The following is a 15,279-nucleotide window of genomic DNA, read 5'->3' as shown; positions in this document are numbered from 1 at the left end:
CCACCCCTGCCCGTCCGGCTCTTCTGGACAATCGCCCGCAAAATTTGCCACGGTGAGGACCAGCGGCCCAGCCATCGATCATGCGGCCGAAGCCCCATGGGAGTTCCCCCGTGCCCTCCGCCGACTTCCCCGCCTTCTACCTCGGGCAGAGCGTCTTCTCCGACCCCGGCGCCCACCTCCCCCGCTACACCGAACTCCCCAAGGATCCGAGCCGGCTCGCCCGGATCGCCCGGAACCTGATCATCCATCGGCTCGAAGGACGACTGTTCCACCACCCCATCCCGGCCGACCGGCTCCACCACGACGCCGAGACGCGCTACCTCGACGACATCCTGCACCTGATCGCCGACCGCGACCCGGCCCCGCTCAGCCACCCCCGGGCGCCCGCCGACCGCTTCGTCGGCGTCTGCCGGGACCTGGCCCTGCTGCACTGCTCCTTCCTCCGCCACGTCGGCGTCCCGGCCCGGCTGCGCTGCGGCTTCGCGGACTACCTCGGCCCGGACGGCTTCCACTGCGACCACGTGGCCACCGAGTACTGGGACGACCGTCGCGGCTGGCTGCTCGCCGACCCTCAGCTGGCCGACCCGAAGGTCGCCGCCGCCTGGGGGGTGGACTTCGACCCGATGGACGTCCCGCGCGACCGCTTCCTGGTCGCCGGCCGGGCCTGGCGCACCATCCGCTCCGACCGGGCCGCCGCCGACTCCTTCGGCGTCCACCCGCCGGAGGAGGGCCCGCTCAACGGCGAGTGGTTCGTCGCCCACTCCACCCGGCTCGACCTCGCCGCCCTGAACAAGGTCGAGACCCTCCTCTGGGACACCTGGGGCACCGGCTCCACCAACACGCCCCACGCGCCGTACGACGAGGTGGCCCACCTGACCGCCGGCCCGGTCGACCTCTCCGCCGTCCGCCGCCTCTTCGCCGAGCACGACGCCCTGCGCACCCCGAGGACCGTCCTGTCCCTGGCCCCCTTCAACGGCCCCCGCGAGGTCACCCTGCGCTGACCGCCGCCCCACGCCCCAGACCAGAAATTTTCGTTGCGCAATTTTTCTTTCAGATCTATCGTCGAAGCATGCCCGAAGAGCCCCGGCCCGACCGGATCACCGACCTGTCCCGCCTGAAGGCGTTCACCAACCCGCTGCGGGTGCAGCTCTACCGCCTGCTCTACGCCGCCGGCAGCGCGACCGCCTCCCAGCTCGCCGAGCAGGTCGACCAGGCGCCCTCCCTGGTCAGCTACCACCTGCGCAAGCTCGCCGAGCAGGGTTTCGTCACCGAGGCGAGCGGCCGGAGCACCGACGGCCGGGAGCGCTGGTGGCAGGTCGCCTCCGAGGAGGGCTGGGGCTTCCGGGAGTCCGAGCTCGCCGGCACGCCCGAGGGCGCCGCCGCCGTCAACGCGGTGACCAAGGGCGTGGTCGACTCCCGCTCCGCCCAGTACCGCGCCTACCTCGACCAGCGCGCCGCCTGGGGCCGGGAGTGGGCGGACGCGGCGTTCAGCTCCGAGTGGATGCTCGATCTCACCGCGCCCGAACTCGCCGAGCTGAACGAGGAGTTGCAGGCGCTCTCGCGCCGCTGGCGGGAGCGCGGCAAGGCCGCGAGGACGGCCGGCGACACCGTCGGCCGCGAGCACGTGTCCGTCCACCTGTACGGGTTCCCCTTCCGCCCCTGACACCGGCGCCGCCGTGTCCCGACCGCCGGAGTCCCGGATGACCCTCGCGGAACCGACCCTTCCCCGCGCGAGCGCCGCACCGCCCGCCCACCGCGACGGCAACGTGCTGCGCTGGCTCGCCGCGTACACCGCCTCCCTGATCGGCGACAGCGTCTACTTCGCCGCCCTCGCCTGGGCCGCCCAGCGGTCCGCCGGGCCCACCGAGGTCGGCCTGGTCATGGCCGCGGGCGCCGCCCCGCGCGCCCTGCTCATGCTCGGCGGCGGCGTCCTGGCCGACCGGCTCGACCCGCGCCGGGTGATCCTCGGCAGCGACGCCCTGCGCTGTCTGCTGATCCTCTCGGTGGCCGCCGCCATCGCGCTGACCACGCCCGCGCTCTGGCTGCTGGTCGCGGTGGCGCTGGTCTTCGGTGGCGTGGACGCCCTGTTCGTCCCCGCCGTCGGCGCCCTGCCGCCCCGGATCACCCGCGCCGACCAGCTGGCCAGGGTCACCGGCCTGCGCTCGCTGGCGATGCGCCTCGGCCAGATCGCCGGACCGCCGCTGGGCGGCCTGGCCATGGGCCTGGGTGGCCCGGCCGCCGCCTTCGCGACCGCAGGACTGCTGTTCGCGCTCTCACTGCCGCTCCTGCTCTCCGTCCGGATCAGCCCGCTCGAAGCCCCGTCAGACGACGAACACCCGGACAACGCACGTCCGGACGCCGCCGCGCCCCGGCGCGGCACCCCGCGCGCCGACCTGCTCGACGGGCTGCGCTACATCCGCCGCCACCCCCTGCTCGGCCCGCTGGTCGCCGCCGGAGCCGTCTGCGAACTCGGTCTCACCGGCACCCTCAACGTCGGCATGGTGCTGCTCAACGCCGAGCGCGGCTGGGGCCCGTCCGGCTACGGCTGGATCGTCGGCTGCTTCGGCGCCGGGGCCGCCGCGAGCGCCGCGCTGCTGGCCGTCGTCGGGCGCCTTCCCCGGGCCGGCCTGACCATGGCCGCCACCCTGCTGGCGGGCAGCGTCGGTGCGGCGGTCATGGCGCTCGTGCCGCAGCTGTGGACGGCGGCCGTCCTCGCCGCCCTGGTGGGCCTGGGTGCCGGCGTCTTCGGCAGCCTGGACGGCGCCCTGATCCAGACCACCGCCGACCCGGCCTACCTGGGCCGGGTCACCTCCGTCACGATGCTCACCATGGTCGGCCTCGCCCCGCTCAGCTATCCGCTGGTCGGCGCCGCCATCGGTGCCTGGGGCACCGCCCCGGTCTTCGTCGGCTGCGGCGCCCTCTCCTGCCTCGGCGCCGCGCTGGCCCTCGCCTCCCCGGCGGTCCGCCGCGCCGAACTCCCGCGCGCTACCGCCCGCTGAGGTCCCCCGCCGGGCCTGCGCGACGAACCCGCTACCAGGCGACCGGGAGCGCCTCGACGCCGTAGACCGTCGAGCCCTCGCGGAAGCGGAGGTCGGACTCGGGGACGGCGAGCCGCAGGGCGGGGAAGCGCCGCAGCAGGGCCGGCAGCGCCACCTTCAGTTCCAGCCGGGCCAGTTGCTGCCCGAGGCACTGGTGGGCGCCGAAGCCGAAGGACAGCTGGGCGACCGGGCGTCGGCGCAGGTCGAGGTCGTCCGGGCGCTCGGGGACGAGTTCGGGGTCGCGGTTCGCGGTCAGCGGGGAGAGCAGCACGTGCTCGCCCGCGGCGATCCGGTGGCCGTTGACCTCGACGTCGGCCACGGCGGTGCGCAGGAGCGGTGCGGGGATGGCGAGATGGCGCAGCAGTTCCTCCACGGCCGGGCCGGTGACCTCGGGGTCGTCGCGCAGCGCGGCGAGCTGCTCCGGGTGGCGGAGCAGGGCCAGCACGCTCAGGGCGAGCATCGTCGCGGTGGTCTCGTGCCCTCCGACCAGCAGGGTGGTGCCGAAGCCGACGAGCTCCTCGTCGGTGAGCTCCGCGCCGTGCTGCCGCACCACCTCACCCAGCACGCCGTCCCCGGGCGTGGCCCGGTTGTGGGCGACGATCTCCGCCATGGCCGTGTTCAACTCGGCCGATGCGGCGACCAGTTGCCCGGCGTCGGCGGTCCCGTCCATGATCACCTGGGAGCAGCGCTGGAACATCGCCCGGGTCCCGTACGGGACGTCGAGCAGTTCGCAGATCGCCAGCGAGGGGATGGGCAGGGCGAAGTCCTCGACCAGGTCGGCCACCGGCCCGCGCTGCGCCATGGCGTCGAGGTGGTCGGCGACGATCGTCTCGATCGCGGGGCGCAGCCGCTCGACCTGACGGACGGTGAAGCTGCCGGTGAGCATCCGGCGCAGGCGGCTGTGCTCCTGGCCGCTGTAGGCGGGCAGGAAGCCCGGGTGGTTGAACAGGGTGCGCGGCAGCGAGGGGTCGATGCCGTTGCCCGTCACCAGGCGCTCGTCCGCGAACGCCGCCCGGACGTCGCCGTACCTGGTGATGACGACGGCCTCGATGTCGCCGCGCACCGGGTGGGTCACCCGCAGGCGCGGCAGGCCGTCCTCCTCGCGCATCCGGCGGAGGTCGGGCGACGGGTCGAACGGGCAGGTCCGGTCCCGTTCGGAGGCGACGAAGGACGCCGAGCGGCGGTCGGGCATGGTGCGGGCTCCTCAGCTGGATCGGTCCGGGGAACGCGGGTCGTGGAACGCGGGTCGTGGAACGGTGGGGCCTCACCCGTGGTAGCGGGTGGAGGCGTGGTGCCAGTCGTAGGCGCCGCGGATGGTGGTCTGCAGCGTCTCGGTGCAGTAGCGCCGCAGCAGGTCGCGTTCGGCCGGGTCGAGGCGGCCGGCCGCCGTGGCGTCGAGCAGGGCCCGGTGGGCGCCGGTGAACAGCTCCAGGGCTTCGCTGCGGCGGCGCAGCGCCCGGTCCACCGCGTCCTGCCGGGTGAGGCCGTGTTCCCGTTCCAGGCAGAGCACCAGGTTGTTCTGCTCCCCCTGGGCCGCGTCCTTCTCCAGGGAGACGATGTCGTTGTCGCAGATGATGAAGGTCTTCGTCATCTCGCGCATGACCGACAGGTGCGGCAGCGCGTACAGGTGGTCGGGCAGGACGCAGGAGGACAGCCGCTCGGCGAGGTCGATGACCGGTGCGACCCCGATGGTGTGGCGCCGGACCCGCAGGTAGGTGCTCAGCGGCAGCGGCGCTCCGGACTGTCGGCTGCGCGCCTCGTGGACGTGGTGCTCCAGGTAGGAGGACCAGTGGACCGCGGACCGCCGGATCCAGTCTTCCGGCATGCCCCGGCAGCTGCGGCGGCGCATGTCGGCGAAGGCGGCGGCCAGCGGCAGCGGTGACGCCTCGCCGGTGACGCCCTCCCGGACGAGTCCGACCAGGTGGCGGACCCGCTCGGGCGAGGCGCCCCACTGTTCGTCGAGCGCGTCGTCGAACAGGAAGTACCAGCTCTGCTGGTCGACGCCGAGGTCCAGTTCGCTCCCGGTCGCGTTCGGGTAGAACATGGCCGCGATCAGCGGGAACTGACCCTTCAGGTGGTGGGCCCGCTCCGCTTCGGTGGACAGGAAGCCGAAGGACTCCGGCCAGGCGAGGTGGCGGTCGTGGGCGTCCCGGAAGTCCGGGCTGATCCGGGGCGGGAAGGGAAGGGAGTCGAGGTCCGCGGCCTGGGCCGGCGCCTCCTGGTCCGGGGACAGGGGCTCTGCCGTCGATGTCATGGTGTGGCGCACCTCCGGGAAGGGGACCGGTCGGCCCCGGGGACGGAGCCGGCCGGTCGGGACGGGGCCGGTGGACCGGTCGGGACGGGACCGGTCGGAACGGGAACGGTTCAGCCGGCCGGCCAGGGCGAGACGCGCATGGGCAGCGCGTTGGGCCGGATCAGCGCCTGGACCACCGGCCGGACCCGGTGCCCCGCGACCGGCCGCGGACGCCACCGGGAGACGATCGACCGCAGGACGACCAGCATCTCGGTCATCGCGAAGTGGTCCCCGATGCACTTCCGGTTGCCCAGGGCGAACGGGACGTAGGCGCCCGGCGGCAGGTCCTTCTCCGGGCGGACGAGCCAACGGTCCGGGTCGAACCGCAGCGGGTCCGGGTAGTACGCCGGGTCCCGGTGCATCGTCAGCGCGCTGTAGATCAGCTCGGCCCCGCGCGGGAGGTCGACCCCGCAGACCCGCGCCGGTTCCAGGGCGCGCCGCATGAGCAGCCAGCTGGGCTGGTGCAGCCGGAGCACCTCGCGCAGGAAGCGGTCGGTGAACGGGAGCGTCGCCGGGCCGGGCAGGGCGCCGGCGGGCAACGCGTCGCACTCGGCCTTCATCCGTTCGGCGAGGTCCCGGCGCCGGCCGAGCTCGTGGAGCGCCCAGGCCAGGGTGGTGGACGTGGTCTCCGCCCCCGCCATCAGCAGGGAGAGCAGTTCGTCGCGGGCTTCCAGGTCGGTCATCCCCTCGGGCTTGCCCGGGGTGCCGGCGAACATGATCGACAGCAGGTCGCCGCGGTCGTCGGGGTCGTGCCGGGCCTGCCGGACGGCGGTGTCCGCGAGTTCGCGCAGCGCCTCGGCGGCGGCCAGGTACCTGCGGTGCCCCAGCGCGGGTGAGGAGGCGATCGGAGCGGGCAGCAGGGTGCCCACGAAGACCCCTCGCATCACCGTGGTCAGGTGCTCGGCGACGCGTTCCCCCAGCTCGGCGACGGCCGCGGCGCCGTCCGGGCGTTCGGTGCTGAACAGCGTCGCCACGAGCATGGCCGTCATCATCCGGCGCAGCACCAGGTCCATGGCGATCACCTCGCCGGTGCGCCAGGCCGACACCTGCTCCTCGGCGAGGTCGGTCATCGTGCCGACGCACGCGGCGATGCTGTCCCGGTGGAAAGCCGGCTGGAGCGCCCGCCGTTGGCGGATGTGGAAATCCCGCTCGGAGGTGATGATGCCGTTGCCGATGAAAGGCCGTGCGACGTCGAACAGCAGCCCTTTGCCGAACTTCCGGCTCTGTGTCAGGAGAACCTCGTGGACGGCCTCCGGCGAGTTCAGGACGAACACCGGGCGATTCCCGAGGAATATCCTGACGATGCCGCCCTGCGCCCTGATCGACTGCAGGAACTCGACCCGTCTGACGGCCAGCTGCGGCAGGTGACCGAGTAGTGGAACGCGCCCCTGTGCCACGGGCGCCGCCACGGGAGCGGTGGTGGAACGCACAGCCCTGCACCTCCCTGAAGCCTGGGATCGAAAGCCCGTCGGACAATGGAACATTCACTCGCTCGCGGTGCACGGTGATCATCGTTCGCCACCTCCGGAGAGGTCAAGGGACCGGCTGGAATTGCGACTGCCGGGGTGGTTTTGAGCCGAGCGGCGTGAATTCCCCCCCACCTGTCGAAGGTTTCAGGCCACCCGCACCGGATTGGACCGGGACGCCGCCCGCCCCGGCGGCTAGCCTCCAGCACACCGCCCGACCGACCGACGGAGAAACGCCATGCACCCCGAACTCGCCGCCGATCTGGGCCGGTTGCCCGAGATCCTGGAGGAGGCCCGGCGGCACGCGCTCGCCTTCCTGGCCGGCCTCGACGAGCGGCCCGTGGTCGCCCGGCCCGAACGGCCCGAGGCCGAGCCGACGCAACCTCCCACCGTCACCCCGCTCGCCACCGAGGGCGGCGGGGTGCGCGCCGCCCTGGCGGAGTTCGAGCGGCGCTGGGAGCCCCGGCTGTCGGCGAGCGCCGGGCCGCGCTACTTCGGGTTCGTGACGGGCGGGGCGACACCGGCGGCACTCGCCGGCGACTGGCTGACCTCGGCCGTGGACCAGAACTCCAACTCCTCGCTGGATCCCGCCGGTCAGCAGCTGGAACGGGAGACGGTCGGCTGGCTGCGCGAGCTGTTCGGCCTGTCGGCGGCGCACCACGGCACCTTCGTGAGCGGCGCGGCGATGTCGAACACGGTGGGGCTGGCGGTCGCCCGCGAGTGGCTGGGCGAGCGGCTCGGCGTGGACGTCGCCGAGGACGGCGCCGGCGCGCTGGGGCCGGTGCGGGTGCTGTCCGGCAGCGCGCACTCCAGCGTCGCCAAGGCGCTGTCGGTGCTGGGCCTGGGCCGCGCGGCGCTGCGGGCGGTGCCCGTCCTGCCGGGCCGGGAGGCGGTGGACGTGGCGGCGCTGGAGCGGGCGCTGGCCGAGGCGGACGGGCCGTGCGTGGTGGTGGCCAACGCCGGGACGGTCAACACCGTCGACTTCGACGACCTGCGGGCGATCGCCGCGCTCCGCGAGCGGTACGGGTTCTGGCTGCACGTGGACGCCGCCTTCGGCGCCTTCGCCGCGCTGTCGCCGGAGCACGCGGAGCTGGTGGCGGGCCTGGACCTCGCCGACTCGGTCTGCGTCGACCTGCACAAGTGGCTCAACGTGCCGTACGACAGCGCCGTGCAGTTCACCCGCCGCCCGGACCTCCAGGCCAGGGTCTTCCGGAACACCGCCGCCTACCTCGGGCCTCTCGGCGAGCACCCGGACCTGGTCCACCTGACGCCGGAGAACTCCCACCGACTGCGCGCCCTCGCCGCCTGGTTCACCCTGCGGGCGTACGGCCGCGCCGGGCACCGGGAGATCGTGGAGCGCTGCGTCGCCGGTGCCCGGGCGCTCGGCGCGGAGGTGGCCCGGATCGACGGCCTGGAACTGCTCGCGCCGGTGCGGCTGAACGTGGTCTGCTTCACGCTGGCGGCGGACCCGACCCCGGAGCGGCTGGCCGAACTCGCCGCCGAGCTGGCCGAGGAGGCCTTCCTCACCCCCACCCACTACGCGGGGCAGCCCGCCCTGCGCGCGGCGTTCAGCAACTGGCGCACCACCGAGACGGACGTCCGGCGGACGGCACGGGCGCTGGCCCGGGCCTTCCGGAAGGCGACGGCCTGAGCGCCGGACCGGGGTGCCCTGCTCGAACCCGGGGAAAGGCCGAACGGGAGCCCCGACGAGCCGTCAGCGCCGGTCGTGGTCCCCCGTCCCGCCGTCGATCAGTTCGCGCAGGATGTCCATGTGCCCGGTGTGCCGCGCCGTCTCCGTGGCCATGTGGACCAGCACCCAGCGCAGCGAGACGGTGTTGCCCGACCAGGAGGTGCCGAGGTCGTCCAGCGCGAGCTCCCGGATCGCCTCGTCGGCGCCGGCCCGGGCCCGCGCGTAGAAGGCCAGCACGTCCGCCGTCGACTCGTGCGGCTCCACCCGCATGTCGGACTCGTCGTCGGCGTCGATGTCGAACGGCAGCGGGCCCGTCTCCCGGCCGAACGTCTCCCGGAACCAGCCGAGTTCGGCACCGCCGAGGTGCTTCACCAGCCCCAGCAGGTTCGTCCCGGAGGGCGTCATCGGACGGCGCAACTGCTCGTCGTCCAGCCCCTCCAGCTTCCACAGCACCGCGTCGCGGTGCCGGTCCAGCGCCGCATGAAGGATTTCCTTCTCCTCGCCCGTGAAGGGCACACTGTTGCTCATGCGCGGGACCGTACCAGCCGCCACCGACAACCCGTTCCGGGAGCGGCTACGGCCACCGCCCCCGGCCGTCCGGGATCACGGGTGCGCCCCCTGCCCGTAGACGCCGCCCGCGCGGTCGGTCAGCCCGTCCATGAACTCCGCGTGCGCGACACCGCTCTCACGCCCGACCCCAGCGGCTCGCGCCGGACGTCGCGGCGGATTCCCGGCCTCCCGCACCGACCCGGCCGGCCCGCACCGACCCGGCCGGCCCGTGCCGTCATGCGGGGCCTCCTCGCCCAACACGCGTGGCGGACCTTGCCCTCACACCGGTGTGAAGGCCGATGATGCTCCCATGACCGCCACTCCTTTCGACCCGTACGCGCTGCTCGAGCAGAGCCGCCTCGGCATCCTCGCCACCATCAAGGCGGACGGCCGGCCGCAGCTCTCCCCCGTCCTGCCGTTCTACGACCGGGCGGCGAACGCCGTCCTGATCTCCACCCAGGAGGGGCGGGCCAAGACCGCCAACCTGCGCCGGGACCCGCGGGCCAGCCTGGAGGTGACCGGGCCGGACGGCCGCTCCTGGGCCACCGCCGAGGGCGTGGCCACCCTGACCGGCCCGGGCACCGACCCCGACGGGCCGGAGGTCGAGGCGCTGGTGAACTACTACCGCCGCGCCGCCGGGGAGCACCCGGACTGGGCGGAGTACCGCGAGGCGATGATCTCCGACCGCCGGGTGCTCCTCACCATCCCGGTCGACCACGTGTACGGCGCCCACATCTGACCGGCTCCGGAGCCGGCCACCGCCACGGGGGTGCGGTGGCCGGCTCCGGCCCTCGAAGTCCCCTGCGCCGACCGGCGGTTCAGCGCAGCGTCGCGGAGACCACGGTGGCGTCCAGGTCCTCCTGCCACTGCTCGACCGCCGCCAGCCCGGCCGCTCCGGTCACCGCGAGGGCCGTCGGCGCCTGCCGCTCGCTGGTCTCGAACAGCAGCGACCCGCCGGGCGCCAGCCACCGCGGCGCCTCGGCGACCACCCGCCGCAGCACGTCCAGCCCGTCCGCCCCGCCGTCCAGCGCGGGCCGGGCCTCGTGCAGCCGCGCCTCGGGCGGCAGCAGGCCGATGTCCCCGGTCGGGACGTACGGGACGTTGGCGATCAGCACGTCCACACTGCCGCGCAGGTCCGCGGGCAGGGCGGCGAACAGGTCGCCCTCGAAGACGCCCGCCGCGACGCCGGCCAGGTTGCGGCGGGCGCAGCGGACCGCGCCCGGGTCGATGTCGGCCGCGTACAGCTCGACCGGGTGCGCCGCCGCGGCCGCCACCGCGGCGCCCAACGCGCCGCTGCCGCAGCACAGGTCGAGCACCACCGCGCCCGGCGCGGTCAGCGCGGTGGCGGTGGCGGCCAGGAACTCGCTGCGGCGGCGCGGGACGAAGACGCCCGGGTCGACGGCGATCCGCAGACCGGCGAACTCGGCCCAGCCGACGACGTGTTCGAGCGGCCGCCCGTCGGCGCGGGAGCGGACCATGGCGGCCAGGTCGGCGGGCGAGGCGGCGGCGGAGAGCAGGATCCGCGCCTCGTCCTCGGCGAACACGCACCCGGCGGCGCGCAGCCGGGAGACCACCGAGGAACGGAGGGAGGCGGAAGGACAGACCGGCAAGAGAACCCCTTGGGGGGAGACGGGAGGGCTGACGACTCCGTCAGGGGCTCCCGCGAGGGCCGACACCGCGTCGGCGCACCGACCGCGCTATGCGCGGACGGCGCCCGCACGGCCGCGCTCCGGGAGCACCCGCTCGGACATTCCGTTGATGGGTCTCACCTCCTGAGTCGCGGTCACGATCGACGTCGGCCACCTTACCGCATCCACCGAGCGAGGATCATGGGAATGATTCTGGAAGGCCCTGGGCCGCCCTGACACCCCGTGAACCATCGGGCCACCCCCTCCGACTCGCTCGTCCGAGCGGTTGGATAGCTCCACTGACAGTACTTCAGTGATAACGGTGCGTAGTTTCCGCGCATATTAACGGCATGACGAGACATTCCCGCGGACCGTCACGGCTTCGTGCCAGAACGGCCCGCTTCATCAGCGCCGCGGCCACCCTGGGCCTGGTCGGCGCCGGCCTCACCGCCTCACTCGCCCAGGCCGTCGCCCCCGCACACCACCTCGCCGCGCCGCTGCCGGAGCGGGTCCGGGCCACCGGTACTCCGCTGCTCCACGAGACGTTCACCGGTGCGACCGCCGACCCGCGGTTCGTCGCCGTCGGCTCCGCCTGCCTCACCGGTGCGCCCGTCTCGACGATCGGGCCGGACGGTCGCCCGCTCGGCGGCTGCCCCGTCCCCGAGATCGGCCCGGTGCCCCCGCTGGACAGCGCCCCCCTCGGATACCTGCGGATCACCGATGCCGGCAACGACCAGAGCGGCGCGGTCCTCTTCGACCAGGCCCTGCCGGCCGGCAACGGCCTGGACGTGTCCTTCGACCAGTGGCAGTACGGCAGCACCACACCGGCCACCCCGGCCGACGGCATCTCCTTCTTCCTGGTCAACGGCGATGTCTCCCTCAAGCACCCCGGCGCCTTCGGCGGCAGCCTCGGCTACGCCCAGAAGCTTCCCGACGACAACCCGAACCTCACCTTCCTGCCCGGCGTCGACAGCGGGTACCTGGGCGTCGGGCTCGACGTGCTCGGCAACTACTTCGGCGACTGGGAGCAGCGCGGCAACGGCTGCTCCCAGCGCTCCCCCGCCGGTACGGGCTTCCGCATCCCCGCGCCGGGCGCCAACATGGTCACCGTCCGCGGGCCGGGCAACGGCGTCCTCGGCTACTGCTTCCTGACCGCGACGACCAGCAACTTCACCACCACCGGCCCGTGGCCCTCCACCCTGCCCGGCACCCTCCAGGGCCCGCTCACCTCGCTGCCGCCCGGTGTGACGCCGGACCAGGCGCAGACCCTGCTGGAGCCCTCGCGCCGCCGGGTGAACGTGCACCTGACGCCGGCGCCCTCGCCGGTGCTCACCGTCTCCGTCGACTTCAACGACGGCACCGGCCCGCACCAGGTGATCCAGACGCCCGCGCCGCAGCCGGTGCCCGCGACGTACAAGTTCGGCTTCGCCGGGTCCACCGGACTGTTCACCGACGTGCACCTGATCCGCAACGTGGTGATCAGCACCGACCAGCCGCTGCCCGAGCTGAACCTGGTCAAGCAGGCGCACCAGCCGCTGCCCGGGTTGATCACGGTGGGCACGCCGGTCCAGTACGACTTCGTCGTGACCAACTCCGGGAACGTGCCGATCACCAACCTGGCCGTCAACGACCCCAAGGTCGGGCCGATCAGCTGCCCGGTGATCTCCCTGGCCCCCGGTGAGACGGTGACGTGTACGGCGACGTACCTGGTCACCGCCGAGGACGCCGCCGCCGGCCACGTCGACAACACGGCGCAGGCCACCGGGACCACCGACGAAGGCCCGGTCACCTCTCCGCCGTCCTCGGAGAACGTACCCGTGGTGGCGCCACCGGGGCTCGAGGTGATCAAGCACGTCGACGCGCCGGAGCCGTTCCACGTCGGTGACACCGTGCCGTACACCTACGTGGTCAACAACACCGGTGGAACCGAGATCACCAACCTCACGCTGACGGACGACAGGGTCACCGGGATCACCTGCGACACCACCACCCTGGCCCCGCGCGGCAGCCCCGGCGACAGCACCAAGTGCCACGGCAGCTACGTCGTGACGGCGGCCGACGCCCAGGACGGGAAGGTCACCAACCACGTCTTCGCCGGCGGGACGTCCAACGGCGAACCGGTCACCTCGCCGGAGGCCGAGGCCACGGTCACGGTGGTCGGGCCGTCCTCCATCGACCTGACCAAGCAGGCGGACGCCCTCGGACCGGTCCGTGTCGGTGACACCGTCCACTACACCTACACGGTCACCAACACCGGCTCGACGGTGCTCCACGACGTCGCCGTCACCGACGACCACGTCACACCTGTGACCTGCGACGCGACCACCCTCAACCCCGGCCAGAGCACCACCTGCCACTCCACGTACGTGGTGACCGACGCCGACCTGGCGCTCGGCCACATCACCAACACGGCCGAGGCGTTCGCCACCAACCCGCAGGGCGACACGGTGCTGAGCCCGCAGCGCGAGGTGACACTGCCCGTGGCGGGTGTGGCACAGCTCAGCCTCGCGAAGAAGGCGGACAGCGCCGGGCCGTTCCACCTGGGTGACACCGTCCACTACACGTACACCGTCACCAACACCGGCACGGCCGCGGTCAACAACCTGACGGTGACCGACGACCACGTCACCGGGATCACCTGCGACACCATCAGCCTCAACCCCGGCCAGACCGCGACCTGCCACGGCAGCTACGTCGTGACGGCGGCCGACGTCACGGCCGGTCACGTGACCAACGTCGCGCACGCCCACGGCACCGAGCGCGAGGGCCAGCCGGTCCAGAGCCCGCCCGGCGAGGCCACCGTCCCCGTCGTCGGCGTCGCGGAGCTGAGCCTCGCGAAGGTCCCGGACAGCGTCGGCCCCTTCCACCTCGGCGACACCGTCCACTACACCTACACCGTCACCAACACCGGCACCGCGCCCGTCACCAACCTCACCGTGACGGACGACCACATCACCTCGATCACCTGCAACGCGACCACCCTCAGCCCCGGCCAGAGCACCACCTGCCACGGCAGCTACGTCATCACCGCGACCGACGTCACGGCCGGTCACGTGACCAACGTCGCGCATGCCCACGGCACCGGTCCGGAGGGCCAGCCGGTCCAGAGCCCGCCCGGCGAGGCCGATGTCCCGGTCGCGGGCGTCGTGGAACTGACCCTCGCCAAGGTCCCGGACAGCGTCGGCCCCTTCCACCTCGGCGACACCGTCACCTACACCTACACCGTCACCAACACCGGCACGGCCGCGGTCAACAACCTCACCGTGACCGACGACCACGTCACCTCGGTCACCTGTGGCGCGACCAGCCTCAACCCCGGCGAGAGCACCACCTGCCACGGCAGCTACGTGATCACCGCGGCCGACGTGACCGCCGGCCACGTCACCAACACCGCCGTCGCCACCGGTACCAACCCCGCAGGCCAACCCGAGCAGAGCCCGCCGGCCGAAGCCACCGTCCCCGTCGTCGGCGTCGCACAGCTCACCCTCACCAAGAGGGCTGACAGCGCCGGCCCCTTCCACGTCGGTGACACCGTCCACTACACCTACACCGTCACCAACACCGGAACGGCGCCCGTCACCAACCTCACGGTGACCGACGACCATGTCACCGCGGTGACCTGCGACGCGACCTCCCTCGACCCCGGCCAGAGCACCACCTGCCACGGCAGCTACGTGATCACCGCGGCCGACGGCCAGGCCGGACACGTCACCAACACGGCCCACGCCAACGCCACCGACCCCCACGGCCGGCCCGTCCAGAGCCCGCCCGCCGAGGCCACGGTCAAGGTGGTCGTGGCCGGCGGCGCGCCCTCGCTGACCATCACCAAGCGGTCCGACGCCGACGGGACCGTGTTCCCGGGTGACATCGTCACCTACACGTACACGGTGACCAACACCGGCTCCACCACGCTGACCGACGTCGCCGTGAACGACGACCGGGTCCAGAACGTGACCTGCGAGCAGACCACCCTCGCCCCCGGCGAGAGCACCACCTGCCAGGGCACCTACACGGTGACCGAGGAGGACGCGAAGGCGGGCAGCATCACCAACACCGCCCGGGCCACCGCCCGCGACCCGCAGGGTGAGGTCGTGGAGAGTCCGCCGGTCGAGCTCTGCATCGTCGTCGCGCCCTGCCCGCCGAAGGGGCACGACCACAAGGGCGGCGGCAGCCACGGCTGCCCGAGCCACCCGGGTCACCACCCGGTTCCGCCGCAGGGCGGCGGCAAGGGCGGGCTGCCGACGACCGGCTCCCCGACCCCTGCCGCGAGCGCGAGCCTGGCCGGGGACGGGCTGATCGCCCTCGGCGGTCTGGCGCTCCACCGGTCCCGGCGCCGCGCTGCCGCCAAGCAGCCCGTCGCGTAACGCCGACACTCCCGCCGTGTGACGGCGGTCGGGCCGCCCCCGGTGCCTTCGGGTACCGGGGGCGGCCCGCTGTCGGTCCGGCGTGGCAGGGGTCGGGCAGCCGCAGCCGCCGACCGTGTCCGGGTCGATAGGAAACCGAACGTGCTGTTTGTTACTGCGAAGGGCGTGACTCCGCACGGATCCCGTGGTCCCGTCGCCGCCGGTCAGCCCGCACCCGTCAGGAGTCCTGCGGGCAGGAGGGCATGGGCCGC

General features: G+C 73.4%; 11 protein-coding genes. 6 read left to right on the top strand and 5 right to left on the bottom strand.

What is annotated here, in order from left to right:
• The first annotated feature begins 80 nt into the window (after positions 1-80).
• The 3 genes from ACZ5OX_RS19985 to ACZ5OX_RS19975 all read left to right on the top strand — a co-directional run bounded on the left by ACZ5OX_RS19985 (position 81) and on the right by ACZ5OX_RS19975 (position 2,999).
• On the top strand, positions 81-1,001 hold the full coding sequence (locus ACZ5OX_RS19985) for a transglutaminase-like domain-containing protein (protein WP_465631549.1): 921 nt from the start codon (positions 81-83) through the stop codon (positions 999-1,001).
• 68 nt (positions 1,002-1,069) lie between these two features.
• A complete protein-coding gene (locus ACZ5OX_RS19980; protein WP_465631547.1) occupies positions 1,070-1,663 on the top strand; it encodes a helix-turn-helix domain-containing protein in 594 nt (197 codons plus the stop codon).
• A 37-nt stretch (positions 1,664-1,700) separates the two neighbouring features.
• Positions 1,701-2,999, top strand: a complete 1,299-nt coding sequence (locus ACZ5OX_RS19975; RefSeq protein ID WP_465631545.1) for an MFS transporter — start codon at positions 1,701-1,703, stop codon at positions 2,997-2,999.
• Between the two features lie 31 nt (positions 3,000-3,030).
• On the opposite strand, the gene ACZ5OX_RS19970 is transcribed toward ACZ5OX_RS19975, so the two are convergent.
• The 3 genes from ACZ5OX_RS19970 to ACZ5OX_RS19960 all read right to left on the bottom strand — a co-directional run bounded on the left by ACZ5OX_RS19970 (position 3,031) and on the right by ACZ5OX_RS19960 (position 6,815).
• Positions 3,031-4,230 carry a cytochrome P450 gene (locus ACZ5OX_RS19970; RefSeq protein ID WP_465631544.1) on the bottom strand — a complete coding sequence of 400 codons (1,200 nt, stop codon included), beginning with the start codon at positions 4,228-4,230 and terminating at the stop codon, positions 3,031-3,033.
• Positions 4,231-4,302: 72 nt separating this feature from the next.
• Positions 4,303-5,292 carry a terpene synthase family protein gene (locus ACZ5OX_RS19965; protein WP_465631542.1) on the bottom strand — a complete coding sequence of 330 codons (990 nt, stop codon included), beginning with the start codon at positions 5,290-5,292 and terminating at the stop codon, positions 4,303-4,305.
• 110 nt (positions 5,293-5,402) lie between these two features.
• Positions 5,403-6,815, bottom strand: coding sequence for a cytochrome P450 (locus ACZ5OX_RS19960; RefSeq protein WP_465631541.1), 1,413 nt, complete (start codon positions 6,813-6,815; stop codon positions 5,403-5,405).
• Between the two features lie 220 nt (positions 6,816-7,035).
• Here ACZ5OX_RS19960 and ACZ5OX_RS19955 point away from each other — a divergent pair, with 220 nt between their 5' ends.
• Positions 7,036-8,448: a pyridoxal phosphate-dependent decarboxylase family protein gene (locus ACZ5OX_RS19955; protein ID WP_465631539.1), complete on the top strand. Its 1,413-nt coding sequence runs from the start codon at positions 7,036-7,038 to the stop codon at positions 8,446-8,448.
• Positions 8,449-8,511: 63 nt separating this feature from the next.
• Here ACZ5OX_RS19955 and ACZ5OX_RS19950 read toward each other — a convergent pair whose 3' ends face one another.
• Positions 8,512-9,015, bottom strand: a complete 504-nt coding sequence (locus ACZ5OX_RS19950) for a DinB family protein (protein WP_465631537.1) — start codon at positions 9,013-9,015, stop codon at positions 8,512-8,514.
• A 331-nt stretch (positions 9,016-9,346) separates the two neighbouring features.
• On the opposite strand from ACZ5OX_RS19950, the gene ACZ5OX_RS19945 reads away from it, so the two are divergent.
• Positions 9,347-9,775, top strand: coding sequence for a PPOX class F420-dependent oxidoreductase (locus tag ACZ5OX_RS19945; RefSeq protein WP_465631536.1), 429 nt, complete (start codon positions 9,347-9,349; stop codon positions 9,773-9,775).
• Positions 9,776-9,854: 79 nt separating this feature from the next.
• On the opposite strand, the gene ACZ5OX_RS19940 is transcribed toward ACZ5OX_RS19945, so the two are convergent.
• Entirely contained in the window at positions 9,855-10,646 is a 792-nt protein-coding gene (locus tag ACZ5OX_RS19940; protein WP_465631535.1) for a putative protein N(5)-glutamine methyltransferase, read from the bottom strand.
• 368 nt (positions 10,647-11,014) lie between these two features.
• Between ACZ5OX_RS19940 and ACZ5OX_RS19935 the strand changes: the two genes are divergently transcribed.
• Positions 11,015-15,028 (top strand): DUF7507 domain-containing protein, encoded by a 4,014-nt coding sequence (locus tag ACZ5OX_RS19935; RefSeq protein WP_465631533.1) that lies wholly within the window; start codon positions 11,015-11,017, stop codon positions 15,026-15,028.
• Positions 15,029-15,279: the final 251 nt, after the last annotated feature.

It is taken from the genome of Kitasatospora sp. NPDC032121 (assembly GCF_055580145.1).
The sequence above is the reverse complement of the archived record's forward strand: the minus strand, read 5'-3'. Positions and strand labels throughout refer to the sequence as shown.

Excerpts from the sequence above, each read along its gene's own strand:
- ACZ5OX_RS19950 (WP_465631537.1), bottom strand. The coding sequence starts at position 9,015 with ATGAGCAACAGTGTGCCCTTCACGGGCGAGGAGAAGGAAATCCTTCAT.
- ACZ5OX_RS19975 (WP_465631545.1), top strand. The coding sequence starts at position 1,701 with ATGACCCTCGCGGAACCGACCCTTCCCCGCGCGAGCGCCGCACCGCCC.
- ACZ5OX_RS19980 (WP_465631547.1), top strand. The coding sequence starts at position 1,070 with ATGCCCGAAGAGCCCCGGCCCGACCGGATCACCGACCTGTCCCGCCTG.
- ACZ5OX_RS19970 (WP_465631544.1), bottom strand. The coding sequence starts at position 4,230 with ATGCCCGACCGCCGCTCGGCGTCCTTCGTCGCCTCCGAACGGGACCGG.
- ACZ5OX_RS19955 (WP_465631539.1), top strand. The coding sequence starts at position 7,036 with ATGCACCCCGAACTCGCCGCCGATCTGGGCCGGTTGCCCGAGATCCTG.
- ACZ5OX_RS19960 (WP_465631541.1), bottom strand. The coding sequence starts at position 6,815 with ATGTTCCATTGTCCGACGGGCTTTCGATCCCAGGCTTCAGGGAGGTGC.
- ACZ5OX_RS19935 (WP_465631533.1), top strand. The coding sequence starts at position 11,015 with ATGACGAGACATTCCCGCGGACCGTCACGGCTTCGTGCCAGAACGGCC.
- ACZ5OX_RS19945 (WP_465631536.1), top strand. The coding sequence starts at position 9,347 with ATGACCGCCACTCCTTTCGACCCGTACGCGCTGCTCGAGCAGAGCCGC.
- ACZ5OX_RS19985 (WP_465631549.1), top strand. The coding sequence starts at position 81 with ATGCGGCCGAAGCCCCATGGGAGTTCCCCCGTGCCCTCCGCCGACTTC.
- ACZ5OX_RS19965 (WP_465631542.1), bottom strand. The coding sequence starts at position 5,292 with ATGACATCGACGGCAGAGCCCCTGTCCCCGGACCAGGAGGCGCCGGCC.